Origin of the sequence: Micromonospora sp. PLK6-60 (assembly GCF_019890675.1) — a bacterium.
GTDB lineage: Bacteria > Actinomycetota > Actinomycetes > Mycobacteriales > Micromonosporaceae > Micromonospora.
In genome coordinates, this window is the sequence record NZ_JAIOAA010000016.1 from 79,777 (window position 1) to 106,189 (window position 26,413).

The 26,413-nt window shown below is 74.2% G+C and carries 27 protein-coding genes and 1 tRNA gene; 17 read left to right on the forward strand and 11 right to left on the reverse strand.

The annotated features are described in order from the left end of the window. Positions 1–399 precede the first annotated feature (399 nt). Positions 400–951, forward strand: coding sequence for a hypothetical protein (locus K7640_RS24265; RefSeq protein WP_222957212.1), 552 nt, complete (start codon positions 400–402; stop codon positions 949–951). A gap of 66 nt (positions 952–1,017) precedes the next feature. On the opposite strand, the gene K7640_RS24270 is transcribed toward K7640_RS24265, so the two are convergent. Both K7640_RS24270 and K7640_RS24275 read right to left on the reverse strand, forming a co-directional pair. Continuing rightward, positions 1,018–1,935 (reverse strand): S9 family peptidase, encoded by a 918-nt coding sequence (locus K7640_RS24270; RefSeq protein WP_222957213.1) that lies wholly within the window; start codon positions 1,933–1,935, stop codon positions 1,018–1,020. Then, positions 1,932–2,273 carry a hypothetical protein gene (locus tag K7640_RS24275; protein ID WP_222957214.1) on the reverse strand — a complete coding sequence of 114 codons (342 nt, stop codon included), beginning with the start codon at positions 2,271–2,273 and terminating at the stop codon, positions 1,932–1,934. The genes K7640_RS24270 and K7640_RS24275 overlap by 4 nt, the downstream gene beginning before the upstream one ends. Positions 2,274–2,337: 64 nt before the next feature. On the opposite strand from K7640_RS24275, the gene K7640_RS24280 reads away from it, so the two are divergent. Beyond that, positions 2,338–2,973, forward strand: coding sequence for a helix-turn-helix domain-containing protein (locus K7640_RS24280; RefSeq protein WP_308042671.1), 636 nt, complete (start codon positions 2,338–2,340; stop codon positions 2,971–2,973). A gap of 15 nt (positions 2,974–2,988) precedes the next feature. Here K7640_RS24280 and K7640_RS24285 read toward each other — a convergent pair whose 3' ends face one another. Both K7640_RS24285 and K7640_RS24290 read right to left on the reverse strand, forming a co-directional pair. Then, complete coding sequence (locus K7640_RS24285; RefSeq protein WP_222957215.1) at positions 2,989–4,443, reverse strand: MFS transporter; 1,455 nt, start codon at positions 4,441–4,443, stop codon at positions 2,989–2,991. Positions 4,444–4,512: 69 nt separating this feature from the next. Further along, positions 4,513–4,749: a hypothetical protein gene (locus K7640_RS24290; RefSeq protein WP_222957216.1), complete on the reverse strand. Its 237-nt coding sequence runs from the start codon at positions 4,747–4,749 to the stop codon at positions 4,513–4,515. 149 nt (positions 4,750–4,898) lie between these two features. On the opposite strand from K7640_RS24290, the gene K7640_RS24295 reads away from it, so the two are divergent. After that, the gene (locus tag K7640_RS24295; RefSeq protein ID WP_222957217.1) at positions 4,899–6,062 is read left to right on the forward strand and encodes a geranylgeranyl reductase family protein; all 1,164 of its coding nucleotides are present in this window, start codon (positions 4,899–4,901) and stop codon (positions 6,060–6,062) included. A gap of 54 nt (positions 6,063–6,116) precedes the next feature. Continuing rightward, entirely contained in the window at positions 6,117–6,299 is a 183-nt protein-coding gene (locus K7640_RS24300; RefSeq protein WP_222957218.1) for a hypothetical protein, read from the forward strand. Between the two features lie 58 nt (positions 6,300–6,357). On the opposite strand, the gene K7640_RS24305 is transcribed toward K7640_RS24300, so the two are convergent. Further along, positions 6,358–8,151 carry a bifunctional UDP-sugar hydrolase/5'-nucleotidase gene (locus tag K7640_RS24305; protein ID WP_222957219.1) on the reverse strand — a complete coding sequence of 598 codons (1,794 nt, stop codon included), beginning with the start codon at positions 8,149–8,151 and terminating at the stop codon, positions 6,358–6,360. 231 nt (positions 8,152–8,382) lie between these two features. Between K7640_RS24305 and K7640_RS24310 the strand changes: the two genes are divergently transcribed. Further along, complete coding sequence (locus K7640_RS24310; protein WP_308042673.1) at positions 8,383–9,285, forward strand: SDR family oxidoreductase; 903 nt, start codon at positions 8,383–8,385, stop codon at positions 9,283–9,285. A 29-nt stretch (positions 9,286–9,314) separates the two neighbouring features. Here the strand turns inward: K7640_RS24310 and K7640_RS24315 are convergent, their stop codons facing one another. Continuing rightward, complete coding sequence (locus tag K7640_RS24315; RefSeq protein WP_308042674.1) at positions 9,315–9,974, reverse strand: nucleotidyl transferase AbiEii/AbiGii toxin family protein; 660 nt, start codon at positions 9,972–9,974, stop codon at positions 9,315–9,317. Further along, positions 9,971–10,312: a hypothetical protein gene (locus tag K7640_RS24320; RefSeq protein ID WP_222957220.1), complete on the reverse strand. Its 342-nt coding sequence runs from the start codon at positions 10,310–10,312 to the stop codon at positions 9,971–9,973. Before K7640_RS24320 ends, K7640_RS24315 begins: the two co-directional genes overlap by 4 nt. Positions 10,313–11,183: 871 nt before the next feature. On the opposite strand from K7640_RS24320, the gene K7640_RS24325 reads away from it, so the two are divergent. From K7640_RS24325 to K7640_RS24370, 9 genes are all read left to right on the forward strand, one after another. Then, positions 11,184–11,735, forward strand: a complete 552-nt coding sequence (locus K7640_RS24325) for a hypothetical protein (RefSeq protein ID WP_222957221.1) — start codon at positions 11,184–11,186, stop codon at positions 11,733–11,735. 372 nt (positions 11,736–12,107) lie between these two features. Next, positions 12,108–15,407, forward strand: a complete 3,300-nt coding sequence (gene fdh, locus K7640_RS24335; protein ID WP_255609851.1) for a formate dehydrogenase — start codon at positions 12,108–12,110, stop codon at positions 15,405–15,407. Further along, positions 15,407–16,597: a 4Fe-4S dicluster domain-containing protein gene (locus tag K7640_RS24340; protein ID WP_374198122.1), complete on the forward strand. Its 1,191-nt coding sequence runs from the start codon at positions 15,407–15,409 to the stop codon at positions 16,595–16,597. Before fdh ends, K7640_RS24340 begins: the two co-directional genes overlap by 1 nt. After that, positions 16,594–17,832 (forward strand): NrfD/PsrC family molybdoenzyme membrane anchor subunit, encoded by a 1,239-nt coding sequence (gene nrfD, locus K7640_RS24345; RefSeq protein ID WP_222957224.1) that lies wholly within the window; start codon positions 16,594–16,596, stop codon positions 17,830–17,832. The genes K7640_RS24340 and nrfD overlap by 4 nt, the downstream gene beginning before the upstream one ends. Positions 17,833–17,877: 45 nt before the next feature. Then, positions 17,878–17,973, forward strand: a tRNA-Sec gene (locus tag K7640_RS24350). Positions 17,974–17,995: 22 nt separating this feature from the next. Then, positions 17,996–19,300, forward strand: coding sequence for an L-seryl-tRNA(Sec) selenium transferase (selA, locus tag K7640_RS24355; RefSeq protein WP_222957225.1), 1,305 nt, complete (start codon positions 17,996–17,998; stop codon positions 19,298–19,300). A gap of 3 nt (positions 19,301–19,303) precedes the next feature. Beyond that, positions 19,304–21,070 carry a selenocysteine-specific translation elongation factor gene (selB, locus tag K7640_RS24360; RefSeq protein ID WP_222957226.1) on the forward strand — a complete coding sequence of 589 codons (1,767 nt, stop codon included), beginning with the start codon at positions 19,304–19,306 and terminating at the stop codon, positions 21,068–21,070. A 55-nt stretch (positions 21,071–21,125) separates the two neighbouring features. Further along, positions 21,126–21,323, forward strand: coding sequence for a hypothetical protein (locus K7640_RS24365; protein WP_222957227.1), 198 nt, complete (start codon positions 21,126–21,128; stop codon positions 21,321–21,323). A gap of 66 nt (positions 21,324–21,389) precedes the next feature. Continuing rightward, entirely contained in the window at positions 21,390–21,572 is a 183-nt protein-coding gene (locus tag K7640_RS24370) for a hypothetical protein (protein ID WP_222957279.1), read from the forward strand. Positions 21,573–21,733: 161 nt separating this feature from the next. On the opposite strand, the gene K7640_RS24375 is transcribed toward K7640_RS24370, so the two are convergent. Then, a complete protein-coding gene (locus K7640_RS24375) occupies positions 21,734–22,387 on the reverse strand; it encodes a hypothetical protein (RefSeq protein ID WP_222957228.1) in 654 nt (217 codons plus the stop codon). A gap of 133 nt (positions 22,388–22,520) precedes the next feature. Here K7640_RS24375 and K7640_RS24380 point away from each other — a divergent pair, with 133 nt between their 5' ends. Then, a complete protein-coding gene (locus K7640_RS24380) occupies positions 22,521–22,715 on the forward strand; it encodes a hypothetical protein (protein WP_222957229.1) in 195 nt (64 codons plus the stop codon). Between the two features lie 8 nt (positions 22,716–22,723). On the opposite strand, the gene K7640_RS24385 is transcribed toward K7640_RS24380, so the two are convergent. The 3 genes from K7640_RS24385 to K7640_RS24395 form a co-directional block, all read right to left on the reverse strand. Beyond that, the gene (locus tag K7640_RS24385; protein ID WP_222957230.1) at positions 22,724–23,185 is read right to left on the reverse strand and encodes a hypothetical protein; all 462 of its coding nucleotides are present in this window, start codon (positions 23,183–23,185) and stop codon (positions 22,724–22,726) included. After that, positions 23,182–23,391 carry a phosphatidylethanolamine-binding protein gene (locus tag K7640_RS24390; RefSeq protein ID WP_091609202.1) on the reverse strand — a complete coding sequence of 70 codons (210 nt, stop codon included), beginning with the start codon at positions 23,389–23,391 and terminating at the stop codon, positions 23,182–23,184. Before K7640_RS24390 ends, K7640_RS24385 begins: the two co-directional genes overlap by 4 nt. An 81-nt stretch (positions 23,392–23,472) precedes the next feature. Next, on the reverse strand, positions 23,473–24,354 hold the full coding sequence (locus K7640_RS24395) for a universal stress protein (RefSeq protein WP_222957231.1): 882 nt from the start codon (positions 24,352–24,354) through the stop codon (positions 23,473–23,475). Positions 24,355–24,518: 164 nt separating this feature from the next. Here K7640_RS24395 and K7640_RS24400 point away from each other — a divergent pair, with 164 nt between their 5' ends. Next, positions 24,519–25,697 (forward strand): PP2C family protein-serine/threonine phosphatase, encoded by a 1,179-nt coding sequence (locus tag K7640_RS24400; RefSeq protein ID WP_222957277.1) that lies wholly within the window; start codon positions 24,519–24,521, stop codon positions 25,695–25,697. Positions 25,698–25,753: 56 nt separating this feature from the next. Beyond that, the gene (locus K7640_RS24405; RefSeq protein WP_222957232.1) at positions 25,754–26,233 is read left to right on the forward strand and encodes a MarR family winged helix-turn-helix transcriptional regulator; all 480 of its coding nucleotides are present in this window, start codon (positions 25,754–25,756) and stop codon (positions 26,231–26,233) included. Positions 26,234–26,413: the final 180 nt, after the last annotated feature.

The following is a 26,413-nucleotide window of genomic DNA, read 5'->3' on the forward strand; positions in this document are numbered from 1 at the left end:
ACCGGGGTTTGCTCTGGGGCCGGTGGGCGGTTGAGGCCCGGGGGTGGGGTCGGGCAATGGGGTGGCTGGGTGGTGTGGGGCTGGTTGTCGGGTTTGGGGGTGTGACCGGGGGCATCCGGTCGGTGGAATGGCTGGCGGGCGGGGGTCGTTACACCATCCGGACGACCGCAGCAGGACCGCATCGCCTGGCCCGGCCACCCCGGCCGTGCCGGGGCCCCGGGCCGGGGAATGATGGTGGGCCGGTGGTCGTTACACATGGTCCGGCACCGTGTAGAGGCCCCGTGCCTCCGCGAGCCGCCGGACCCCCCCCAAAGACTTTTGAGCGCCTGACGTGGTGCTTGCCCGTGACCCGAACCCCCCTTTTGGGTTGCGTGCCGACCCCCGAATGGAGCTACCCCCATGAACACGATCATTCGTAAGAGCGTCCTGGGTGTTGCCGGTCTGGCTTTCGCCGGTGGTGTGTTCGCCGGCCCGATCGCCGCTCACGCCGACGAGGCGCATGCCGCCACGGCCGGTAAGCCGGTCGCGGTCAGTGTGCAGGGCGCCCAGTCGACCATCGACCTGAACGACGAGCAGACCGCCAACGCCAAGGCGATCATCGCCGCGACGAAGAAGGCCGGCCTGCCCGAGCGGGCCGCGGTGATCTCGATCGCCACCAGCCTGCAGGAGTCGAAGCTGGAGAACCTGGGCCACCTCGGCGACAAGAATGACCACGACTCGCTGGGCCTGTTCCAGCAGCGCCCGAGCTCGGGTTGGGGTACGCCGGAGCAGATCACCGACCCCGAGTACTCCACCCTCGCGTTCCTCAAGGGCCTGAAGCAGGTCGACGGCTGGCAGGACATGCCCCTGACCAAGGCCGCCCAGACCGTCCAGGTCTCCGCCTACCCCGACGCGTACGCGCAGTGGGAGAAGCAGGCCACCGACCTGGTCAACCAGCACTGGAACAGCTGACCCAAACCTGAAGGCCGGCACCCGACAACGGGGTGCCGGCCTTCGGCATGTCCAGGGCAGGGTGGGTCAACCGCAGCGGCTGGTGATCCACCCGGTGACCGCCCCGGTCACCGACGGGTCGACGGGCTGCCGTGCCTCCCGCCGGTAGGCCCGCAGCGACGGCGGCCCAGGCTGGCGGCGCAGGATGTGCGTGATGTCCGGCAGCAGGCAGGTCTCGGCCGGGCGGCCGGCCGACTCGGCGATGATCGGGAGATCCCCCGGGTCGACCTGCAGGTCCTTGTCGCCGGTGAGCGCGAGGACGGGGGCGTGGACCCGGGCGAGGTCGGGGCGCGGGTCGTAGCGGAGGAACTGCCGCATCCACTTCGCGTTGAGCCGCTGCCCGCCGATCCACGCCACGTCCCCGCTGCTGGCGAGGATCTTCTCGTGGTTGCGGGACACCTTTGTCACCAGGTCGGTGCGGGTCAGCCGCAGCAGCAGGCGCACCGGGGCGGGCAGGTCGGGAAGCAGCCGGGCGGCCTGCCACCGCAGCACCTCCGCGCCGGGCCGGCCGGTGCCCGCGAGCAGGACCAGCCCGGCCACCGGGACCCCGCGGGCGGCCAGCGCGACCGAGGTGAGGGCGCCCTCGCTGTGCCCGACGAGGAACAGGCGCCCGGAGTCCACCTCGGGTGCCGCGCCGAGCGCGTCGAGGGCCGCCCGGGCGTCGTCGACGTTGTCGTGGAAGCCGGTACGCGGGAAGCTGCCGGAGCTGGCGCCCACGCCGCGGCGGTCGTACCGGAGGGTCGCGACGCCCGCGCCGACCAGCGCGGCGGCGAGGGCCCGCTGGATGCCCAGCGGCAGCCGGCGGTGGTCGCCGTCGCGGTTCAGCGGTCCCGACCCGGGCAGCAGCAGCGCGGCGGGGTGCGGGCCGGCGCCGGCGGGCAGGGTGAGGGTGCCGACCAGCCGCTGCCCGGCGGAGGCGACCGCGATCTCCCGCTCGGTGCTCATCCGCGCACCGCCCGGGCGAGGTCCTCGGGCTGGTCGGCGCCGACGAGCACCGAGTTGTACCACTGGCCGTCGAGGGTGATCCGGACGGCGGGCTGGCCGGCGCGGACGCTGACGAGTTCGCGCCCGCCGCGCCGCCGCCAGGTGCCGACCTTGCGCACTCCGGGCAGCCCGAGGCCGGGGGCGCGCAGGCCGCGGGTGGCGGCCAGGCCGTCGGGTTCCACCGTCACCTCCCGTACGGCGGAGCGGGGGAAGGTGAGGTCACCGCGGAGGGCCCAGAGCTTCTCGGCGCGGCTGAGCCGCACCCGGATCCGGTCGGTGCCGACGTCGATGGTGGCCACGGCGTCCTCCTCAGGTCGTTATACTCTCACCGGAGATAACGTTATCACCGATGAGAATGAAAAGGTGACCGATGTGGCACTCGACACCGCGGAGCTGCTCCTGCACCCGATCCGGCTGCGCATCGTGCAGGCGTTCCTCGGCGGCCGGACGCTGACCACGGCCGACCTGCGCGCCACGCTGCCGGACGTGCCGCCGGCCACCCTCTACCGGCAGGTGGCCACCCTCGCCGAGCACGGCGTCCTGGTCCCGGCGGGGGAGCGGCGGGTCCGCGGCGCGGTGGAGCGCCGCTACCGGCTGGACGAGGCAGCAGCCAGTGTGGACGCGGACGCGGCCCGGGCGATGAGTCCCGAGCAGCACCGCCGGGCGTTCCTCACCTTCGTCGCCGGGCTGCTCGCCGACTTCGACCGCTATCTCGACGGCGGCGGCGGCGACCTGGCCCGCGATCTGGGCGGCTACCGGCAGAACGCCCTGCACACCACGGACGCCGAGACCGCCGAGTTCCTCAGCCGCTGGCGCGCGCTCTTCGCCGAGTACGCGGCCCTCGGTCCCGGTCCGGGCCGCACCCGGCGGCTGCTCACCACCGTCCTGCTCCCGGCCGCCGACCCGCACCCTGGCGCCGACCCGCGCCCTGGCGACGAGCCGGGCCCCGCCGACGAGCCGGGCCGGGAGCCGCACCCGGGAGTGCCGGCGGGCCGGTGACCGGAGGCGGCCCGGTCAGGAGGACGAACCGGCGTGCTGGCGGCCGGCCACGATGTCCACCACGGCGGCGGCCAGGGCCAGCGCGACGATCCCGGCGGCCAGCAGCAGCGAGTGCCGGAACGCCACCGCCCAGTCGCCCTGGTGCTCGGCGAGGGTCGAGAAGAACAGCGCGCCCACTGCGGCGATGCCGGCCGCCGAGCCGATCCGCTGCCCGGTCTGCAGCATGCCGGCACCGCTGCCGGCCATCGGCACCGGCACCTGGGAGAGGGTGAGGGTCTGGTTGGGCGCGATCACCAGGCCGCTGCCCAGCCCGGCGACGAGCAGCGGCAGCGCGGTACGCAGCGGGACGTCGTGGTGCGGCCCCCCGGTCAGCACCAGGTCCGTCGCGACCAGGCCGACCACCACGCCCAGCAGCCCGATGGCGACCAGCGGCCGGCCGTACCGGGTGACCACCCGCCCGCCGAGCGCCGAGGCGACCGCCGAGCCGAGCGCGAACGGGGTGATCGCCAGGCCGGCGACCAGCGCGCTGTAGCCCAGGCCGATCTGCAGGTAGAGGGTGAAGATGAAGAAGATCGCGGTGAAGCCGCCGAAGTAGATCAGGCCGATCAGCGAGCCCAGCGTGTACGAGCGCAACCCGAACAGCCGCAGGTCGAACAGGGGCTGGGTGTGCCGGGCGTACCGGCGTTCCCAGAGCGCGAAGCCGGCCAGCAGCAGCAGGCCGAGCGGGATCAGCAGCCACTTGGCCGACCCCTGCCACTGCTCCCGCTGCACCAGTGGCAGCAGGATCACGGTCACCCCGGAGCCGAGCAGCAGCACGCCCACCGGGTCGAGCCGGTGCCGGCAGGGGCCGCCGGTGGGGCGGGCGGGGATCAGCCGCCAGGCGAGCAGCATCGCCACGATGCCGACCGGGATGTTCACGAAGAACACCCACCGCCAGCCGTGCTCCTCGCCGCCGAGCTGGATGAGCAGCCCGCCCAGCAGCGGCCCGACCGCGGTGGAGATGCCGATGGTGGCGCCGAGCAGCCCGAACGCGCGACCCCGGTCGGCGCCCCGGAACAGTTGCTGGATCATGCCGCTGACCTGTGGGTTCACCACGCCGGCGGCGGCGCCCTGCACGAGGCGGGCGACGATCAGCCAGGTCGCGGAGGTGGCCAGGCCGGCCAGCGCGCTGGTCAGCGTGAACAGTCCCACCCCGACCACGAACGCCGTCCGCCGCCCGCGCGCGTCACCGAACCGCCCGGCCGGCACCAGCACCAGGCCGAACGTCAACGCGTACCCGGACAGCACCCACTGCAGGTCGCTCGGGGTGGCGTGCAAAGCCCGGTCGATCGACGGCACGGCGACGTTGACGATGCTGACGTCGAGCAGCGTCATGAACGCCGCCACCAGGCCCACGCCCAGCGCCTGCCAGCGCCGCCGGTCGTCGTACCCCGGGGTGTCCGTCCCGGCCGACGACCGGTCCGTGCTCATGGGCTGCCCTCCGACCGCCGTCGATCACGCCTCCCCGGTCGCTACCCGGCCTCCGCCGGGGCAAACGAGTCAGGCCGGCTGGCGGGCACACCACCGGGGACCGAAGTCCAGCCCGGCCATCGGGGAGTCCTCCCGGTGCAGCAGGCCGCGCTCGGTGAGCAGGTGCAGCGGCTCGTGCACCTCTTCCTCGGTCATCTGGGTCTCCCGGGCGATCAGGTCGGGATAGGGGACGTCGCCCCGGGCCTCCAGCGCGGCCACCGCCTGGTAAACCCGTTCCTCGGTCTCCGACAGCCGTACCTGCGGCATGACGTTCCTCCTCGCGGTGGACCGCCCGACCGACGGGCGGTCTGCGCCGGGCGGTTACCCCACGAGCGGCCGATGATGCCCACCCGATCGGGGGGTCCGCGGCGACGCGTCGCGGGCGCCGCCGCCGGGGTCTGCCCTAGGCTGCACCGGTGGTCGTCTGGGATCTCGCGGTCGTCGGCGGCGGGCCCGCCGGCCTCGCCGCGGCGCACGCCGCCGCCCGCGCCGGGCTGCGCACCCTGGTCGTCGAGCGGGCCACCCATCCCCGGTACAAGACCTGCGGCGGCGGGCTGATCGGGACCTCGCTGGCCGAGGTGGCCGACCGGATCGACGTGCCGGCGCACGACCGGGTCGACCGGGTCACCTTCACCCGGGACGGGCGGGCCGGCTTCACCCGCCGCCACGCCGACGGCCCGCTGGTGGCCATGGTCCGCCGGGAGGAGTTCGACGACCGGCTGCGGGCCGCCGCCCTGGCCGCCGGCGCCGAGATCCGCGAGGGCGTCGCGGTCCGCGCGCTGACCCAGGACCCCGACGGGGTACGCCTGCGGCTGGCCGACGGCGCGCAGGTACGCGCCCGGTGGGTGATCGGCGCCGACGGCTCCTCCGGTGTCACCGCCCGCCACGTCGACGTCCGGTTCCGGCAGGTGGATCTCGGGTTGGAACTGGAGCTGCCGGTGCCGGTCGCCGAGCAGGACCGCTGGCGCGGCCGGGTGCTGCTGGACTGGGGGCCGCTGCCCGGGTCGTACGGATGGGTCTTCCCGAAGGGCGACCGGCTGACGGTCGGGGTGATCGCCGCCCGGGGCGCCGGCGAGCGGACCCGCGGCTACCTGCGCGACTTCGTCGACCGGCTGGGCCTCTCCGGCGTGCCGCCGGAGCACGACTCCGGGCACCTGACCCGGTGCCGGACGGCCGACTCGCCGCTGCGCCGGGACCGGGTCCTGGTCGCCGGGGACGCCGCCGGCCTGCTCGAGCCGTGGAGCCGGGAGGGGATCAGCTACGCGCTGCGCTCCGGCCGGCTGGCCGGTGCGGCGGTCGCCGCCGGCGACCCGGCCGGCTACGAGCGGGCCGTACGGGACCGGCTGGGGCCGGAGATGCGGGCCGGGCACCGGCTGCTGGAGGTCTTCGAGCGCCGGCCGGACGTCTTCCACGCGCTGCTCGCCACCCCGCCCGGCTGGCGGATGTTCGTCCGGTTCTGCCAGGGCCGGGCCAGCTTCGACCGGACCCTGTCCCGGCGGCCGGTACGGGCCGCGCTCGCCCTGCTGGACCGGCTGCCCCGGACGCGGGCCGCCCCCCGCGCGCCGGTGGGGCGCGGCTGACTCCCGGCCCGACGGTCGATCCCACCGGTCGCGCCGGGGGCGCACAATGCGGTCATGAGCGAGCCCCGCGAGTCGTTCACCGACGAGGAGTACGCCTTCCTGCGGCACGTCCGCTTCGGCGAGCTGCCGCCCCGGGTGGCCCCGGAGGACCGGGCCACGTCGACCGAGACCGAGCCGCCTCGGGACCGGCCGGAGCCGGTCGGCGAGCAGGAGTGGAACCTGCGCGCCGGCGGCTGACGACGGCGACGGGCCGCGAACCTCACCGGTCCGCGGCCCGTCGCTGCCCGGGTGCCGGTCAGAAGACCGGCACGCCCTCGCGGACCAGCCGCCAGTTCGGCACGAAGAAGTCGGCCGGGTCGATGACCCCCTTGGCCTGCGCCCAGTCGATCAGCAGCTGGCGGATCTCCTGCTGCTCGTTGTAGACCTGGGTCTTCACGATGCCGGGGAAGTTGCCGCCGCCGCTGCGCCGGTAGTTGTTCACCGCGACGACGAACTGCGCGTCCGCGGCGACCGGGGTGTCGGTGCCCGGCAGCACCAGCCGGGTGATCCGCTGGCCGACCGGCTTCGAGACGTCGATGTCGTAGTCGACGCCGGAGAACACGTCGTAGTTGTAGTCCGGCACGTTCAGGTCGTTGATGTTCGCCACGTCGACCGGGGTGCCGACCGGGAAGGTCTTGAAGTACTTCGCCGAGTACTCCAGGTACGCCCTCACCTCGGCGCCGGTCAGCACGACCGCCTCCAGGGTGTTGTCGTAGACGTAGAGCCCGGCCACGTCGCGGATGCGCACGTCGCCCTGCGGGAAGACCGCGGTGCGGCTGAACGGCGCGGCCAGCGACAGCACCGGCAGGCCCGCGTACGCGGTGCCGGCCAGGGCGGCGGTGACCACCTCGGTCTGCACGTGGTTGATGAAGTCCAGGATCGGGGTGTCCTTGTACCGCGACTCCACGGCGGACAGCTCGACGCTCGACTGCGCGACGACCTCGTTGACGTAGTCGACGGTCTTGACGTGCTGACCGCGCACGGCCGCGAGCACCGCCGGGTCCTCGACCACGGTGTTGCTGTTCAGCGTGGTGGCGCCCTTGCCGATCACCTTCCAGCGGCCCTTCTCCCGGGTCAGGGTGAAGTCCATCCGGGTCAGCCGCTGGCCCCACTTCGACGGCTCCGAGGTGAGCACCTGCTCGCCGGTGGTCAGGTTGGTGACGAACTTTTCCTGCACCTCGTTGTGGGCGTGGCCGAACAGGATCGCGTCGATGCCGGGGACCTGCTCGGCGATCAGCGCCACCGGGTTCTCGTTGGGCAGCTCCGGCCCGTAGCTGGAGGTGCCGCTGTCGCCGCCGTGGGCGGAGATGATCACTACGTCGGCGCCGCGCTGCCGCATGACCGGCACCCACTTGGCGGCGGTCTCGACCATGCCCGGGAAGACCAGCTTGCCCTCGACGTTGCCCTTGTCCCAGATGGCCACGCCCGGGTTGGTGAGGCCGAGGATGCCGACCTTCAGCTTCGGCGCGCCGTGCCCGCCGAGGTCGACCTCCTTGATCACGTACGGCAGGAAGGCCGGCTTGCCGGTCTTCTCGTTCACCGCGTTCGCGGCCAGCGCCGGGAAACCGAGCTGCTCGATCCAGGTGGCCAGCAGCGGCAGCCCGTAGTTGAACTCGTGGTTGCCCAGCGTCACCGCGTCGTACTTCAACACGTTCATCGCGTTGGCCATCGGGTGCGTCTCGCCGGTGGCGGTGATCGGCTCCTGCTTGGCGTAGTACGTCGCCAGCGGAGTGCCCTGGATGGTGTCGCCGGCGTCGAGCACCAGGGTGGCCCTGCCCCGACGCTCGGCCCGGATCTGGTTGACCAGGGTGGCGAGCTTCGCGACGCCGACGTCGTTGTGGTCCTTGTCGTCGAACTCGGCGTCCTTGTAGTAGTCCCAGTTGTAGACGTTGCCGTGGGTGTCCGAGGTGCCCAGGACCGTCAGGTCCCACGTCTTCGGCGCCGGCTTGCCCGCCGCCCGGGCCGGCGCGCCGGCGATCAGCGGGACGGACGCCGCGGCGGCCGCGACGGCGAGCACCTGGCGGCGCGAGGCGCCGGAGGAGGAGGTCATGAGGTGCCTTTCCATGGGGGTCGCGGCGCCCTACGGGCGCCGTTGCGCACCATAGACGAGCAGTTGTCACTTCTGCCACAGCTCCGCGCGGTATTTCACTTAACCGCGCCCCCGCGGCACTCTGGTGTAACACTTCGGCTACCTCCGACGCCGCGCCCAGCTGTTTCCGCCGCCCCCGCCGGGGTAGCCCAGAAGGGGACCAGGGCGGACGAAACGTGCGAGGAGACCCCCGTGACCGAGGATCAGTACACCCCGCAGCACCCCACCGAGCAGTACGGGCAGCGGCAGGGCCAGCCGGGCCAGCAGCAGTCGGCGCCGGGCACCGAACGGCGGATGGGCCCGCAGCCGGACCACGGCGAGGAGTCGTACCGGGGCAGCGACCGGCTCTCCGGCAAGCGCGCCCTGATCACCGGCGGCGACTCGGGCATCGGCCGGGCCGTCGCCGTCGCCTACGCCCGTGAGGGCGCCGACGTGCTGATCTCCTACCTGGGCGAGGAGGAGGAGCCCGACGCCCGGGAGACCGTGCGGCTGGTCGAGGAGGCCGGCCGCAGGGGCGTGGCGGTCCGCTGCGACATCCGGGACGAGGCCAACTGCCGGGACCTGGTCGACCGGACCCTGTCCGACCTGGGCGGCATCGACATCCTGGTGAACAACGCGGCCTACCAGATGGCCCAGGACAAGGGCCTCTTCGAGATCAGCACCGAGCAGTTCGACCGGGTCTTCAAGACCAATGTGTACGCGATGTTCTGGCTCTGCCGGCTGGCCGTGCCGCACATGGCCGAGGGGTCCACCATCATCAACACCTCCTCGGTCCAGGCGTTCAACCCGTCACCGGAGCTGCTGGACTACGCCACCACCAAGGCGGCGATCGCCAACTTCACCAAGGCGCTCGCGCTCAACCTGGCCGACCACGGCATCCGGGTCAACGCGGTGGCGCCCGGTCCGATCTGGACGCCGCTGATCCCGGCCACCATGCCCGAGGAGAAGGTGAAGCAGTTCGGCACCGACACCCCGGTCGGCCGCCCCGGGCAGCCGGCCGAGCTGGCGCCGGCGTACGTCTTCTTCGCCTCCCAGGAGTCCAGCTACGTCACCGGCGAGATCCTGGGCGTGACGGGCGGCAAGTTGACCAGGTGACGCACGGCCGCGGGCCGACGCGGGCCGCGTCAGCGGGGCCAGTCGGCCAGCCGCTCCCGCAGCCGGGCCACCTGCGCGGCGTCCAGCCCGTACCGGGCGAACCGGCGGTCCGGCACCCGGTCCAGGTAGCGGCCCGCCGCCCGGACGTCCGCCGGGTCCAGCGCCGGATCGACCTGCCGGGCCAGCTCCAGCAGCTCCCCGACCCGGTAGTGGTCCAGCGCCGCCGCGACGTCGATGTAGTCCCGCACCTCCCGCCGGTTGACCAGCGCGGCGGTCTTGTTCGCGACCAGGTCGCGCACGTCCATCACCGGCCCGAGATCCATCACCACCGGGCTGCGGTACCGGTCCAGCCGGGCCAGGCTCAGCCGGATCTGCCGGCCGTCGCGGCCCACCACGAAGTCGCGTACGTCCCGGTCGAAACCCGGGAACAGCTCACCCAGCTCGCTGTCCGGGTCGGCGGTGACCACCGCGAAGCCGGCCCGCTCCAGCGCGGCGCGCACCTCGCTGGCCGCCGCGGCCGCCGCGCCCTCCACGTCGGCGAAGAGGTCGACGTCCTCGGTCGGTCGGGTCACCAGCCCGTGCGCCGCCCAGGCCACCCCGCCGCCGAGCACGAACCGGTGCGGGCCGGCCGCGGACAGCGCCACCCGGGCCACCTCGCGGTAGAACTCGTGCAGATGCGGCCCGCTCACGCCGTACGCAGGCCCCGGTGCCGGCTCTCCCAGGCCTGCCGCACGCCGTGCGGCAGGTTGAGCCGGCGCCACACCCGGCGCAGCGTGCGCCCGTCGATCAGCTGCCGGAGGTCGTCGACCCGGATGCTCTCCCGCAGCACGTTCTCGTACATCCAGAGCAGGTCGTCCGGGTGCCCGAGGTCGAAGGTGCGCTCGCTGCTCCACATCAGCCGGACCGGGAGCTCCACCACCCCCCGGGTCGGGCCGGCCAGCTCGGCCAGCGTCCGCGCCACCACGGCGGGGCGACCCGGACGGGCCAGGAAGGCCACGCCGGTCGTGGTGGGGGAGAGCACCTGCACGCCATCAGCGTAACGCCCACCCCACCCCCCGCGCCGCTGGCGCGGAAGGAGGGGCCCCCTGTTAACGCATTCGGTAGAGGAAGGGGCCCTTATTAACACTCCGGAAGATCGAACCCGTCCATCCGCGCCGCCCCGCCCGGCACACCCCCAGCCGGCACCCCCGCGCGCCGGCTGGCTCGTTGATCATGGAGTTAGCGCCGTATTTGATCTCCTATCCACCCACTAACTCCATGATCAACAGGATTGGGTTGTCGGCACGGGGCGGGGTTCAGGGCGGGGTGGGTGATTCGTTTGTGAGGTCAAATTGGTAGGTGTCGGGAGAGGGATGGTGCTGTCGGCCGGGGTGATCGGCTGGGGGTGCTGTCGGGTCGGCCGTTTCGGGCGGGCCGGGCGGTTGGGCGACGGGCCCGACGGTGGGTGACGACGGCCCAGCGCTGGGGGGCTGGGGTGGGGGCGGCCGAGGCCGGCCTCTGGGGCGGCTGGGGTCGGGTGGGCGGTTGGGGCCCGGGGGTGGGGTCGGGCGAAGGGGTGACTGGGTGGTGTGGGGCTGGTTGTCGGGTTTGGGGGTGTGACCGGGGGGATCCGGTCGGTGGAATGGCTGGCGGGCGGGGGTCGTTACACCATCCGGACGACCGCAGTAGGACCGCATCGCCTGGCCCGGCCACCTGGCCGTGCCCGGGGCCCCGGGTCGGGGAATGATGGTGGGCCGGTGGTCGTTACACATGGTCCGGCACCGTGTAGAGGCCCCGTGCTTCCGCGAGCCGCCGGAACCCCCCGAAGACTTTTGAGCGCCTGACGTGGTGCTTGCACCCGCGTGCGGTTGACCCCCTTTTCGACCGCCGGGTGCCGACCCCCGAATGGAGCTACCCCCATGAACACGATTATTCGTAAGAGCGTCCTGGGTGTTGCTGGTCTGGCTTTCGCCGGTGGTGTGGTCGCCGGCCCGATCGCCGCTCACGCCGACGAGGCGCATGCCGCCACGGCGGGTAAGCCGGTCGCGGTGAGTGTGCAGGGCGCCCAGTCGACCATCGACCTGAACGCCGAGCAGACCGCCAACGCCAAGGCGATCATCGCCGCGACGAAGAAGGCCGGCCTGCCCGAGCGGGCCGCGGTGATCTCGATCGCCACCAGCCTGCAGGAGTCGAAGCTGGAGAACCTGGGCCACCTCGGCGACAAGAATGACCACGACTCGCTGGGCCTGTTCCAGCAGCGCCCGAGCTCGGGTTGGGGTACGCCGGAGCAGATCACCGACCCCGAGTACTCCACCCTCGCGTTCCTGAAGGGCCTGAAGCAGGTCGACGGCTGGCAGGACATGCCCCTGACCAAGGCCGCCCAGACCGTGCAGGTCTCGGCCTACCCGGATGCGTACGCGCAGTGGGAGAAGCAGGCCACCGACCTGGCCAACCAGCACTGGAACAGCTGACCCGAAACCGAAGGCCGGCACCCGATCAACGGGTGCCGGCCTTCGGCATGTCCGGCGCCCGAGAAGGAGTGGTCGGGGTCACGCGCACAGCGGAACAACGGGGGGCCGAGGTAGGTTGAGTGAGGTGTCGGTGTGTCCAGTGTCCCCGGGCCTCACCTAAATTGCCTTCGCGGAATACCGTTCGGCTGGAGCCGCGTCGCGCCACTCGCCGAGAGGCGACCTGCACACCGACGCCCGTTCCGCCCCCGGCCACCGGCCGGGGGCGGAACTGCATCCACCGCCGGAAAATGATCGCCACTCGGCTCGCGGACCCGTGCCCCCTGTCCTATGTTCAGGTGGTCAGCTTCCGACGGTGCGGAGGAGGTGTCCGGTATGGGGCTGCGTACCTTCATCGAAGGTTGGCCGGTGTACCGGCAACTCACCGGGACCGACCCGCTCGGCCGCGGCGCCGCCGCCCAGTCCGGTCACAGCGCGGCGCTCACCGCGCGCACCGAGACCGCCGACAGCATGGCCCGCTCGATCTGCCCGTACTGCGCGGTGGGCTGCGGGCAGCGGGTGTACGTCAAGGACGGCCAGGTCAGCCAGATCGAGGGCGACCCGGACAGCCCGATCTCCCGGGGCCGGCTCTGCCCGAAGGGCTCGGCCAGCAAGAGTCTGGTCACCAGCCCGCTGCGGCAGACCAAGGTGCGCTACCGCCGGCCGTACGGGACGGAGTGGGAGGATCTCGACCTCGACGTCGCGCTCGACATGATCGCCGACCGGATTCTCGCCGCCCGCGACGAGACCTGGGAGGACGTCGACGACAAGGGCCGGCCGCTCAACCGCACGCTGGGCATCTCCAGCCTGGGCGGGGCGACGCTGGACAACGAGGAGAACTACCTCATCAAGAAGCTGTTCACGGCGATGGGGGCACTCCAGATCGAGAACCAGGCCCGCATTTGACACTCCGCCACCGTCCCCGGTCTGGGGGCCAGCTTCGGTCGCGGTGGTGCGACGGACTTCCAGCAGGACGTCGCCAACGCTGACGTCATCGTCATCCAGGGCTCGAACATGGCCGAGGCCCACCCGGTGGGCTTCCAGTGGGTGATGGAGGCCAAGCGCCGCGGCGCCAAGGTCTTCCACGTCGACCCCCGGTTCACCCGGACCAGCGCGGTCGCCGACACCTACCTGCCGATCCGGGCCGGTACGGACATCGCGCTGCTCGGTGGGGTGGTCAACTACATCCTCAGCAACGAGCTCGACTTCCGGGAGTACGTGCTGGCGTACACCAACGCCGCCACGATCATCAGCGAGAAGTTCGTCGACGCCGACGACGGCGACGGCTTCTTCTCCGGCTTCGACCCGGAGACCGCCAGCTACGTGCAGGACAGCTGGCAGTACGAGGGGCACGAGGGGGATTCCGGCAGCGGGCACACCGCGAAGGAACGGGAGACCGCGGCCGGCCTGCGGCACGAGTCGCACGGCGCCCAGGTGCACGGGGAGACCCAACGCGACGAGACGCTGCAGCACCCGCGCTGCGTCTACCAGATCCTCAAGCGGCACTTCGCCCGCTACACCCCGGAGATGGTGGAGCGGGTCTGCGGCATCCCGCAGGACAAGTTCCTGGAGCTGGCCCGCGCCTGGACGGAGAACTCCGGGCGGGAGCGCACCGGGGTGCTGATCTACTCGGTGGGCTGGACCCAGCACTCCGTCGGTGTGCAGTACATCCGCACCGGCGCGATCATCCAGTTGCTGCTGGGCAACATGGGTCGCCCCGGCGGCGGCGTGCTGGCGCTGCGCGGGCACGCCAGCATCCAGGGTTCGACCGACATCCCGACCCTGTTCAACCTGCTGCCCGGCTACCTGCCCATGCCGCACCACGCCGACCACCCGACCCTCGACGACTGGGTCAACAGCATCCGCCACCCGGGGCACAAGGGTTTCTGGGGCAACGCCCGGTCGTACGCGGCCAGCCTGCTCAAGGCGTACTGGGGGGACGCGGCGACGCCGGAGAACGACTTCTGTTACGGCTACCTGCCGCGGATGACCGGCGACCACGGCACCTACCAGCAGGTGCTGAACATGATCGACGACAAGGTCAAGGGTTACTTCCTGCTCGGCCAGAACCCGGCGGTCGGCTCGGCGCACGGCCGGGCCCAACGGCTGGGCATGGCCAACCTCGACTGGCTGGTCGTCCGAGACCTGTTCATGATCGAGAGCGCCACGTTCTGGCAGAACGGCCCGGAGGTGGAAACGGGCGAGATCGTCCCGCGGGAGTGCCGGACGGAGGTGTTCTTCCTGCCCGCCGCCTCGCACGTGGAGAAGGAGGGCACGTTCACCCAGACCCAGCGGCTGCTGCAGTGGCGGGAGAAGGCCGTCGACCCGCCGGGCGACGCCCGCTCCGAGTTGTGGTTCTTCTATCACCTCGGGCTCAAGCTGCGGGAGAAGCTGGCGCGCTCCGACAAGCCGCGCGACCGGGCGCTGCTCGACCTGGCCTGGGACTACCCCACGCACGGTCCGCTCGCCGAGCCGAGCGCCGAGGCGGTGCTGCGCGAGATCAACGGGTACGACGTGACCACCGGCCGGCCGCTGGCCTCGTTCGCCGAGGCGAAGGACGACGGCTCGACCGCCGTGGGCTGCTGGATCTACTCCGGGGTGTACGCCGAGGGCGTCAACCAGGCGGCCCGCCGCAAGTCGCGGCACGAGCAGGACTGGGTCGCCGCCGAGTGGGGCTGGGCCTGGCCGGCGAACCGGCGCATCCTGTACAACCGCGCCTCCGCCGACCCGCAGGGCCGGCCGTGGAGCGACCGGAAGAAGTACATCTGGTGGGACGACGAGAAGGGCGAGTGGACCGGCTACGACGTGCCGGACTTCGAGAAGACGAAGCCGCCGTCGTACCGCCCGCCGCCGGACGCCTCCGGCCCGGCGGCCCTCGCCGGGGACGACCCGTTCGTCATGCAGGCCGACGGGAAGGGCTGGCTGTACGCGCCCAGCGGCGTGCTCGACGGCCCGCTGCCGACCCACTACGAGCCGGCCGAGTCGCCGGTGCGTAACCCGCTGTACGGGCAGCAGGCCAACCCCACCCGCAAGGTGTACGACCACCCGGTGAACTCGGTGAACCCGAGCCCGCCGCAGCAGCACAGTGCGGTCTACCCGTACGTGTTCACGGTCAGCCGGCTCACCGAGCACCACACCGCCGGCGGCATGAGCCGGACGGTGCGGCCGCTGGCCGAGTTGCAGCCGGAGATGTTCGTCGAGGTGTCACCGGAGTTGGCCGCCGAGGCGGGGCTGGCCCACCTGGGCTGGGCGCACCTGATCAGCGGGCGGGCGGTGATCGAGGCGAAGGTGCTGGTCACCGACCGGCTCACCCCGCTGCGGGTCGACGGGCGGGTGATCCACCAGCTCTGGCTGCCGTACCACTTCGGCTTCGAGGGCCTGGTCACCGGCGACTCCGCCAACGACCTGTTCGGCATCACCCTCGACCCGAACGTGCTGATCCAGGAGAGCAAGGTCGGCACCTGTGACATCCGCCCGGGCCGCCGGCCGACCGGGGCGGGGTTGGTGGACCTGGTCGACGACTACCGGCGTCGCGCCGGGATCCCGCCCGGCCACGGGACGCCACCGCAGCTCACCACCGAGGTCCGCCATCCGGCCGGGCCGAGCGACGACGGGCCGAGGGAGCAGCCACGATGATTCCCGACGCCAACAGCCTGTACGGTCCCCTCGACCCGGCGCCGGACGCCGGCTGGGCCGAGGCCGGGCCCCGGATGGGCTTCTTCACCGACACCAGCGTCTGCATCGGCTGCAAGGCGTGCGAGGTGGCCTGCAAGGAGTGGAACGGCGTCCCGGACGCCGGCTTCGACCTGCTGGGCATGTCCTACGACAACACCGGCGCGCTGACCGCCAACTCGTGGCGGCACGTGGCGTTCATCGAGCAGCCCCGGCCGGCCGGGCACCGTACCCCGCCGTTCGCCGGCAATCCGACCGGCGCCCCGGTCAGCGCCGACGCGGCGGCGGTGGGTGCGGGCACGGGCGGCCCGAGCGGCACCGTGCCGGGCGTCCCGCCGGGGGACCCGGACGCCGCCGCCCGGATGGTCACCGGCCCGACCGCCCCGACCACCGGGAACGGCACCGTGGGGGCACCGGCGGGCGCGAACGGCACCGCGGCCGTTGGGAACGGCACACCGGAAGCGCCGGCCAACGCGATCGGCGCACCCCCGGCCGGCACGGCGGGCAACGGCGCGAACGGCAGCCAGTTCCTCGGCATGCCCGGCGCCCAGCCGCCCGGGCGGGGCACCGGCGCGGAGGGCCGGGCCGACTTCCGCTGGCTGATGATGTCCGACGTGTGCAAGCACTGCACCCACGCGGCCTGCCTGGACGTCTGCCCGACCGGTTCGCTGTTCCGGACCGAGTTCGGCACCGTCGTGGTGCAGGAGGACATCTGCAACGGCTGCGGCTACTGCATCTCCGCCTGCCCGTACGGGGTGATCGACCAGCGCAAGGGGGACGGCCGGGCGTGGAAGTGCACGCTCTGCTACGACCGGCTGGGCGCCGGGCAGACCCCGGCGTGCGCGCAGGCCTGCCCCACCGAGTCCATCCAGTACGGCCCGCTCGACGAGTTGCGCGAACGCGCCGCCCAGCGGGTCGCCACGCTGCACGAGCGGGGCGTGCCGGAGGCCCGGCTCTACGGCCACGACCCGACCGACGGGGTGGGCGGCGACGGCGCGTTCTTCCTGCTGCTCGACGAGCCCGAGGTGTACGGCCTGCCCCCGGACCCGGTGGTCACCACCCGGGACCTGCCGAAGATGTACAAGCGGGCCGGGTTGGCCGCGCTGGCCATGGTGGCGGCTGCCGTCGCCGCGTTCGTCGGAGGTAACTCGTGAGTCCGGACCGCCCACCGGTCGGCGCCCTGTTCCGCCGGTTCCGGGAGCGGCTCGCCGCCGGGGCCGACCGCGCCCCGGACGACCGGGCCGCCGAGGAGGACGCCGCCGGCAGCCGGGCCGCCGCGGACCGCCACGCCGACCGGGCCACCGGCAGCGGGGCGGGCGTGGCCCGCTCCGACGCCGGTGCGGCCCGGGCAGGCCTGGCGCAGCCGCCCCGGGACGTCGCGCCGACCGACCGGCGACGCGGTGGTGGGCGGCGAAAGGGCGGCGGCGAGCAGCTCACGGTGCCACCCGCCGAGTTCACCTCCTACTACGGGCGGCCGGTGCTGAAGGCACCGGTGTGGCAGTGGGACATCGCCGCGTACCTGTTCACCGGTGGCCTCGCCGCCGGCTCGTCGCTGCTGGCCGCCGGCGGGCAGCTCACCGACCGGCCGGCGCTGCGCCGCGCCGGCCGGGTCACCTCGCTGGCGGCGGTGGGCGCCAGCGCCGTCTTCCTGGTCCATGACCTGGGCCGGCCGTCCCGGTTCCACCACATGCTGCGGGTGGCGAAGCTGACCTCCCCGATGTCGGTGGGCACCTGGATCCTCAGCGCCTTCGGTCCGGCCGCCGGCGTGGCCGCGATCGCCGAGGCGGCGCCGTGGCTCCCCGAGCGGGGCGTGCTCGGCGTGGGCCGGCGGCTGCTGCCCCCGGTGGGGCACGCCGCCGGGCTGGTCGCCGCCGCCACCGCGCCGGCGCTGGCCACGTACACCGGGGTGCTGCTCGCCGACACCGCCGTGCCGTCCTGGCACGAGGCGTACCCGGAGCTGCCGGTCATCTTCGCGGGCAGCGCGCTGGCCAGCGGCGCCGGCGTGGGCCTGATCGCCGCGCCGGCCGACCAGGCCGGGCCGGCCCGCCGCCTCGCCGTGGCCGGCGCGGCCCTGGAGTTGTGGGGTGCGCACCGGGTGGAGAACCGGCTGGGCCTGCTCAGCGAGCCCTACACGACCGGCCGGGCGGGGCGGCTGCTGCGGGCCGGGCGGGCGCTCACCGCGGCCGGCGTGGCCGGGGCGCTGGTCGGCCGGCGCAGCCGGGTGCTGTCCGTGCTTTCCGGCGGCGCGCTGCTCGCCGCGTCGGTCTGCACCCGGTTCGGCATCTTCCACGGCGGGGTCGCCTCGGCGAAGGACCCGAAGTACACGGTCGTGCCGCAGCGGGAGCGCGTCGAGCGGCGGCGTTCCCACCCGGAGGAGTCCGTCTCCTGACCCTCACCGCAGCGGGCGGTGATCGCATGTGGTTAAGTGCGGGGTGGAGGCGTTCGGGCGGCTGGTGCCCCTCCCGGTCTTCAAAACCGGTGTGGTCCGGAATCCGGGCCAGGCGGGTTCGATTCCCGTCCGTCTCCGCCAGGCAACCTGTGGAGTTGACGCGATGCCCGACGGCACGGCCGACCCTCGGCGGCGCGTCCCGCGCACCGACACGCTGCTCGCCGACCCCACCCTCGCCGCCGCCGTGGCCGCGCTCGGCCGCGACCGGGTGAAGGCCGCGATCACCGCGGCCCAGGACCGGGCCCGGCGCGCCGAGATCACCCCGGAGCAGGTACGCGACGCCGCCGTCGCCGCCCTGCCCGGAAGTACGCCCCGGGCGGTGCTCAACGCCACCGGCGTCGTGCTGCACACCAACCTCGGCCGGGCCGCCCTGTCGGCCACCGCCGTGGACGCGGTGGTGGCCGCCGCCGGGCACACCGACGTGGAACTCGACCTGGCCACCGGCCGCCGGGCCCGGCGCGGCCGGGACGCGCTCGCCGCGCTCGCCGCCGCCGTGCCCGACGCCGGGGCGGTGCACGTGGTCAACAACGGCGCCGCCGCCCTGGTCCTCGCCGCCACCGCCCTCGCCGTGGACCGCGAGATCGTGGTCAGTCGGGGCGAGCTGGTCGAGATCGGCGACGGGTTCCGCCTGCCCGACCTGCTGGCCAGCACCGGCGCCCGGCTGCGCGAGGTCGGCACCACCAACCGCACCACCCTCGACGACTACGCTGCGGCGATCGGCCCGCGCACCGGCTTCGTGCTCAAGGTGCACCCGTCGAACTTCCTGGTCACCGGCTTCACCTCGGCGGTGCCGGTACGCCGGCTCGCCACCCTCGGCGTGCCCGTGGTGGCCGACATCGGCTCCGGGCTGCTCGCCCCGGACCCGCTGCTGCCCGACGAGCCGGACGCGGCGGGCACGCTGCGCGCCGGCGCGCATCTGGTGACCGCCAGCGGTGACAAGCTGCTCGGCGGACCCCAGGCCGGTCTGCTGCTCGGCACGGCGGAGCTGGTCGAGCGGCTGCGCCGGCACCCCCTGGCGCGGGCGCTGCGGGTGGACAAGCTCACCCTGGCGGCGCTGGCCGGCACCCTGCACGGGGCGGACACCCCCACCCGGGTCGCCCTGCACGCCGATCCCGCGACGCTGCGCGAGCGGGCCGAGCGGCTGCGCGACGCGCTCGGCGACGACGGCCGCAAGGCGGAGGTGACCCCGTGCGCGTCCGTGGTCGGCGGCGGCGGCGCCCCCGGCGTCGAGCTGGACTCGTGGGCGCTGAGCCTGCCCGCCCGGTACGCCGAGCCGCTGCGCGTCGGCGCGCCGCCGGTGCTCGGCCGGGTGGTCCGCGGCCGGCTCCTGCTCGACCTGCGCTGCGTGCCGCCGGCCGCCGACGACCTGCTGCGGGCGGCGGTGCTGCGGGTGCCGGGGGAGGGCTGAGCCGTGTGGGTCGTCGCCACCGCCGGGCACGTCGACCACGGCAAGTCGACGCTGGTCCGGGCGCTGACCGGGATGGAACCGGACCGGTGGGCGGAGGAACGCCGCCGGGGCATGACCATCGACCTCGGTTTCGCCTGGACCGCGCTGCCCTCCGGCGGCACCGTGGCCTTCGTCGACGTGCCGGGGCACGAGCGGTTCGTGCCGAACATGCTCGCCGGGGTCGGCCCGGTGCCGGCCGCGATGCTGGTGGTCGCCGCGGACGAGGGCTGGATGCCGCAGTCCGCCGAGCACCTGGCCGCGCTGCACGCCCTGGGTGTCGCGCACGGGCTGCTGGTGGTGACCCGCGCCGACCTGGCCGACCCGGCGCCGGCGCTGGCCCAGGCCCGCGCGGAGATCGCCGCGACCTCCCTCGGTGAGGTGCCGGCGGTGGCGGTGAGCGGCGTCACCGGTGCCGGCCTGCCCGAGCTGCGGGCCGCCCTGGACCGGCTGGTCGCCGGGCTGCCCGACCCGGCCCGGGACGCGCCGGTGCGGCTCTGGGTGGACCGGGCGTTCACCATCCGGGGCAGCGGCACGGTGGTCACCGGCACCCTCGGCGGCGGCCGGCTGCGCGTCGGCGACCAGTTGGACCTGGCCGGCACCGGCGAGCCGGTCCGGGTCCGTGGCCTGCACTGCCTGGGCACCGCCCGCGACGAGGTGGCCGCGGTGGCCCGGGTGGCGGTGAACCTGCGGGGGGTGTCCCGGGACCGGCTGGCCCGCGGGGAGGCGCTGCTGACCCCCGGCCGGTTCCACCGCACCGACCTGCTGGACGTGCGGCTCGCCGGCGATCCGGCCGCCGACCTGCCCGCCACGCTGACCCTGCACGTCGGCGCGGCCGCCGTCGCGGCCCGGGTCCGCCCGCTGGGCCCGGACACCGTACGGCTGCGCCTGGCCCGGCCGCTGCCGCTGCTCATCGGCGACCGGGCGGTGCTGCGCGACCCCGGCCGGCACCACGTGGCCGGCGGGGTGACCGTGCTGGACGTGGCCCCACCGCCGCTGGCCCGGCGCGGCGCGGCCGTCGCCCGCGCGAAGGCCCTCGCGGAGCTGGACGGCCGCCCCGACCTGGCCGGTGAGCTGCGCCGCCGGCTCCTGGTCCGGGCCGGCGACCTGACCCGGATGGGCGTGCCGGTGAGCACGCCACCGGTGGCCGGTGACTGGCTGGCCGACCCGACGCACTGGCGGCGGCTCGCCGGCCGGCTCACCGCGGAGGTCAGCCGGTACGCCCGCGAGCACCCGCTGGAGCCCGGCGTCCCGGTGGAGGCGCTGCGGCACCGCCTCGACCTGCCCGACCGGGCCCTGGTGGCGGCGCTGCTCACCCCGCCGCTGCGGCTGCGCGCCGGCCGGGTCACCGCCGCGGCGGTGGACGCGCTGCCCGAGCCGGTGTCCCGGGCCGTCGCCCGGTTACGCGCCGAGTTCGGCGACCGCCCGTTCCGCGCGCCGGAGGCCGAGCGCCTGGCCGACCTCGGCCTGGGGCCCCGGGAGATCGGCGCGGCGGTCCGGGCGGGCGCGCTGCTGCGGCTGGCGGAGAACGTGGTGCTGCTGCCCGGGGCGGTCGACGACGCGGTGCGGGTGCTGGCCCGGCTGCCGCAGCCGTTCACGCTCAGCGCCGCCCGGCAGGCCCTGGACACCACCCGCCGGGTGGCGGTGCCGCTGCTGGAGCTGCTGGACCGGCGCGGCGCTACCCGCCGGCTGCCCGACGACGCCCGCGAGGTGGTCACCGGCCCGTCGGCGTGATGCCGTCGCCGGCAAGCCGCCCGCGCCGGCCCGGACGATCACCTACCGTGACGCCATGGATCCTTCGGCGGTATGGCGGGACAAGAACCACCGCTGGCGGATCGAGGCGTACCGGGCGCCGGACCTGCGGTTCGCCATCTTCGCCACGAACGGGCCGACGGAGTCGGCGCCGCTGTGGCTGTTCGGCATGGCGGCGCTGGCCCGCTGGCTGATGACGCACGCCATCTCGCTGGACGACCTGGAGAGCGACTGACCCGGTCGGGTGAACGGGTGCCGAAAAACCGGCGGGCCCGGCGGGTGCGCTCGTACGGTCCGGGGCGTGAGGGACCGAGGCACACGAAAAGTCCTGGCCGTGCTCGCCGGCCTCGCGGTGATCTACTTCGCCGTCACCGGCCGCAGCAGCGACGAGCGGGGGATCTCCGGTGGCGTGGTGGTGCTCGCCCTGCTGGCGTCGCTGCTGGTGTGGCACCTGACCAAGCCGGGGAACAAGCCGGTCGACTAGGCCCTGTCCTGCCGATCATTGCCGGGCTGCGGCGGGCCCAGACGGCGACCGGCGGCGTTGTCGGTTCGTCCGGATACACCACCGGTATCCGGACGAACCGCCGCCTTGCCGGACCGCCGCCTGGACCGCGCCTCGCACCGACATGATCGACAGGACAGGGCCTAGGTCGCGGCGGCGGAGCGGTTCACCTCGCCCGCCGACTCCTCGCCGAGCGCCACCCGGACCAGGGCGGAGGCGAGCCGGCCGAACTCGCCGTCGGGCACCAGGCCGGCCAGGCCGCGCGGGTTGGCCGGCAGGCCGAGCCGCCGCGCCCCGGCCAACGCCCGCCGGTCGGCGTACGGGCGCACGTCCGGCCAGACCGACTGCACCTCGCGCAGGAAGATGTCCGCGCCGGTGGGACCGATCCCGGGGAACTCGGTCAACAGCCGGCGCAGCACGGTCGGCTCGCCGTCGGCCGCCCGGTGCAGCCGGCGCAGGTCACCGTGCCACCGGTCCAGGCAGAGCCGGGCCCCGGTGCCGAGCATCGTCGAGGTCCGCTCGTCGTAGCGGCGGTAGTGCCCGCGGCCCAGCGCGTCGACCCGCTGCTGCCAGCTCGCCGCCTCCATCGCCTGCGGGGTGCGGCAGCCCGCCGCGAACAGCTCCCGGGCGGCGGCCACCGCCACCGAGGCCCGGATCCGGGTGCTCAGCAGCGTGGTCAGCACCAGCAACTGGTACAGCGGGGCCGGTCGGTCGGTGAGGCTGATCCCGGCCTCCTCGGCGTACGTGCGGCCCTGCCGCGTCAACAGCGTCCGGGCCACCCGGCGGTCGTCCCCCATGCCGACGCAGTACCCGTCCTGACCCGGATCACCCCCGGCGGCCGGCGGTCGAATGCGTCCCCCGGTGGCGGGTAACCCGAGCTGGTGCGCGGCGGATCCGCCGCGCGCTCCCACCGGGAAGGAGACGCTGTTCATGCAACCGCAGCAGGAGGAGTTCCGCCGCAACGACAGGGGCGCGACCAGCCAGGACAGCAAGGGCCCCGGCCCGTCCGGCCATCCGGTGGGCGGCCGCTCGACCGGCGACCGGGGCCGGCCCGTCCCGAAGGGGCAGACCTCCCCGTACGGTCCGGGCGGGGACACCGCCGACGACGACAGCGACCGCGGCTGAGCGGACGCTCAACGGGGTGGCCGCAGCCGGTTCCAGGTGGCTGCGGCCGCCATCCCGTACGCCAGGTGCGGCACCAGGTCGGCGACCCAGTCGGTGCGTCGCCAGGTGCGTGGATCGGTCACCCCGAGCACGGTCATCGAGCCGTCCGAGGCGGCCATCACCCCGCCGCCGAGCAGCGCGACGGCCAACGGGGTGGGCAGCCGACGGTGACCGGCGAGGACGGCGAACGCGGCGCCCGCGGCGATGCCCAGGCCGTACCCGAGCAGTGGCCCGAGGCCCGAGCGGCGGTTGTCCGCCTGGTCCTCGGGCCCCAGGTCCACGTCCGCCAGCCCGGCCAGCCGCCCGGCGCTGGCCTGCGGCGTGCTGCTCGCCGGCCGGGCCCGCACCACCATGTCCAGGTAGCTGACCACGTCGAGGGCGACGCTGCCGACCGCACCGGCGACGGCGCCGTCCAGCAGGCGCCCCCTCACTTCGGGTCGCCGGGTTCGCGTTCGCCCTTGGGGCCGTAGGTGCGTTCCCCACGGACCACCCCACGCTGGCCCCGATCCTCCTGGAGGATCCGGTTGGCGACCTGATTCGCCTCCTGGTCGGCTGCGCGACCGGAATTCTCGATCAGGTCCCGCAGTCGCGCCCGTTCCTTGTCGTAGGCGTTGCTGCCCGGCCGTGGTCCTGGCATCGCTGCCTCCTCCGGTCGTCGTCACCGTTGTGGCGTGCCCACCGCGTCTACCCGTTCTGGCCGGCGCGCAACGTGCCCGGGTCACTCGGGTGCGCGCACCACCGCCACCGGGCAGTCGGCGTGGTGCAACGCCCCCTGGCTCACCGAGCCGAGCAGCAGCCCGCTCAGCTCACCGCGGCCCTGGCCGCCGACGACCAGCAGCTGCGCCCGCCGGGACGCCTCGGTGAGCACGCGCACCGGCCGTCCCCGGGTCGCCTCCCGGCTGACCGACAGCTCCGGGTGCCGGTCGGCCAGCCCGGCCAGCGCCTCGGCCAGCACCCGGTCCTCCTCGCCGCGCAACTGGCTCTCCTCGTACACCAGGGGTTGCATGTCCCCGGGACCGCTGGAGGCCGGATGCCGGTAGGCGTGCACGGCGTGCAGCGCGGTGCCGCGCAGCGCGGCCTCCTCGGCCGCGAAGGCGACGGCCTCGCGCGAGCGCGCGGAGCCGTCCACCCCCACCACGACCGGCCCGTCCGCCCGGTCCGCGCCGCGCGCCACCAGCACCGGACATTCGGCGTACGTGGCCACCTGGATCGCCACCGAGCCGACCACCAGGGCCGAGAACCCGCCCAGACCGCGGCTGCCGAGCACGATCATGACCGCGGTCGGCGCCTCCCCGAGCAGCGCCGCCGACGCCTCACCGTCGATGATCTCGCCGGTCACCCGCAGGCCCGGCGCCGCCGCCTCGGCCTCGGCCACGGCCGCCTCGACCAGGGCCTCGGCCCGGTGGCGCAGCCCGCCCCCGGGCGGCCCCTCGGCGGCCGGCTCGACCGACACCCGTAGCAGCGGCCAGATGAAGCCGTGCACCACCCGTAGTGGCCGGGCGCGCCGGGCGGCCTCCGCCGCGGCCAGGCGGACGGCCCGGAGTGCCGCCGCGGACCCGTCCACGCCGACCACCACGGCCGCGCCGTTCGCCGAGTTCACCGCACACCTCCTGGCCGTGGGACGCCCGGTGCCAGTATTCCGGCCGGCGCCCGGCCCTCGGGCCGATACCGGCGCAGGCCACCCGGGGTGCGCCGGGTGGGGCGGCCGCAGCCCGGGTTCGTATGATGCTTGCCCTGATGCAAGAATCTGCCCCGGAGGACGACATGCCGCACGCGCCCGGACCGGTGTCGCGCGCTCTCCGCGAGGCTCCACCCGACCAGCTGGTGGAGGCCGCCGACCGCGCCGTCCGGTCCGCGTTGGACGCGTCGCGGACGGACGTGTTCATCGCCGACTACCGGATCAGCGGGCTGTGGCCGGTGCTCGACCCGGAACTGCCCGACGCCGGCTTCCTGGCCTGCCACACCGTGGCCCAGCGCTGCTTCAGCAGTCAGCAGCCGGTGGCCGACACCGACGAGCGGGGCCGCTGCCGGCTCTACCTGCCGTTGACCGTCTGGGGGGAGCGGCTCGGGGTGATGCTGATCGAGCTCGACCGGACGCCGGACGCGGGCACGGTCGAGCGGGCGTCCGACGTGGCCGGTGACCTGGCGGTGGCGCTGCGCGCGGCGGACCGGGAGACCGACCGGTACCGGCGGGTGCGGCGCCGGGAGCGGCTGACCATGGCCGCCGAGATGCAGTGGGACCTGCTGCCCGGGCGCAGCGTCACGCACGCGGCGTTCCTGCTCGCCGGGCAGCTGGAACCGGCGTACACCGTGGGCGGTGACCACTTCGACTGGTCGGTCGACGGCGACCGGCTGACCGTGACCGTCCTCAACGGTGCGGGCAGTGGGCTGGCCGCGTCGCTGCTGACCGCGGTCACGGTGAACGCGATGCGCAACGCCCGGCGCTCCGGCGGCAGCCTGACCGAGCAGGCTGAGCTGGCCTCGGACACCATCTTCTACCAGCACCGCGGTGCCCGGCACGTGCCCACGCTGCTGCTGGAGTTGGACACCCGCACCGGCCGGGCGCGGGCCGTGGACGCCGGCTCCCCGCACCTGTTGCGGCTGCGCGCCGGGGCGGTCGACCGGATCGAGCTGGAGCAGCAGCTGCCACTGGGGATGTTCGCCGAGATCCGGTACGCGGCACAGGAGTTCGAGGTGGCGCCCGGTGACCGGCTCTTCGTGGTCAGCGACGGGGTGTACGCCGCCGAGCCGGCGGGCCGGGAGGCGTACGGGGGGCGGGCGATGGCGCGCGCGATGCGGTCGACTCGGCTGCAACCGGCGACCGAGGCAGTTGGTACGGTGATGCGGGAACTGCATGCCTACCATGCCGACGCCGATCTGCGCGACGACGCGGTGATCGTCTGTCTGGACTGGCGCGGTTCCGCTGGTCACGACGGCGGATGACACCGATTGCCGCCGTCGCGGCAGGACAAGAGCGGGACGATCGCAGGGGACATCGGGTGGAGCGACCGCCGAATCTGGCCGAGGCGATCGACGCTGCTGCCGAGGCGCTGCTCGGGGTGCTGGAGGGCGCGGCGTCGCGCCACTCCGTGCCGGTCTCGCCGACCCAGCTGCGGGTGCTCTCGTTGGTCAGCGGCCGGCCGGACGTCAACGTGAACCGGCTGGCGGAGCTGCTGGACGTGGTGCCGTCGTCGGCCAGCCGGCTCTGCGACCGGCTGGAGGCGACCGGGCTGCTGCGCCGGGTGGCGGATCCGCGGGACCGGCGGGAGGTGCGGCTGGTGCCGACCGCCGCCGCGGAGGCCCTGCTGCGCGAGCTGAGGGAGCGCCGGCACCGGGCGGTGCAGGCGGTGCTGGACCGGATGCCCGCACGGGGCCAGCACGAGCTGTTGCTGGCCCTGCTGGCGTTCGGCCAGGCGGCGGCGATGGCGACCACCACGGCGGCCGGCTCCGAGTCGGACCCGCCGGCCCGGACGGCCTGAGACCGGCCTCGGCGCCACCCTTCCCACCCTGCTCCACTAGTGTCCTAGGATGCCTTACGCGTGGTGACCACCGCCACTCGCCACGCCCGCGACACCAGCACGACGGGCACCGAGGCCCAGACGTGAGCCGGATATAGTGGCAACGCAATTGGCCGGTCCGCGATCACCGAATCGCCGGGC

Coding starts and splice junctions, on each gene's coding strand:
- K7640_RS24325 (WP_222957221.1), top strand. CDS start 11,184: ATGAACACGATTATTCGTAAGAGCGTCCTGGGTGTTGCTGGTCTGGCT.
- K7640_RS24270 (WP_222957213.1), bottom strand. CDS start 1,935: ATGAGCACCGAGCGGGAGATCGCGGTCGCCTCCGCCGGGCAGCGGCTG.
- K7640_RS24375 (WP_222957228.1), bottom strand. CDS start 22,387: ATGGGGGACGACCGCCGGGTGGCCCGGACGCTGTTGACGCGGCAGGGC.
- K7640_RS24290 (WP_222957216.1), bottom strand. CDS start 4,749: ATGCCGCAGGTACGGCTGTCGGAGACCGAGGAACGGGTTTACCAGGCG.
- K7640_RS24365 (WP_222957227.1), top strand. CDS start 21,126: ATGGATCCTTCGGCGGTATGGCGGGACAAGAACCACCGCTGGCGGATC.
- K7640_RS24400 (WP_222957277.1), top strand. CDS start 24,519: ATGCCGCACGCGCCCGGACCGGTGTCGCGCGCTCTCCGCGAGGCTCCA.
- K7640_RS24285 (WP_222957215.1), bottom strand. CDS start 4,443: ATGAGCACGGACCGGTCGTCGGCCGGGACGGACACCCCGGGGTACGAC.
- K7640_RS24265 (WP_222957212.1), top strand. CDS start 400: ATGAACACGATCATTCGTAAGAGCGTCCTGGGTGTTGCCGGTCTGGCT.
- K7640_RS24390 (WP_091609202.1), bottom strand. CDS start 23,391: ATGCCAGGACCACGGCCGGGCAGCAACGCCTACGACAAGGAACGGGCG.
- K7640_RS24305 (WP_222957219.1), bottom strand. CDS start 8,151: ATGACCTCCTCCTCCGGCGCCTCGCGCCGCCAGGTGCTCGCCGTCGCG.
- K7640_RS24380 (WP_222957229.1), top strand. CDS start 22,521: ATGCAACCGCAGCAGGAGGAGTTCCGCCGCAACGACAGGGGCGCGACC.
- K7640_RS24300 (WP_222957218.1), top strand. CDS start 6,117: ATGAGCGAGCCCCGCGAGTCGTTCACCGACGAGGAGTACGCCTTCCTG.
- selA (WP_222957225.1), top strand. CDS start 17,996: ATGCCCGACGGCACGGCCGACCCTCGGCGGCGCGTCCCGCGCACCGAC.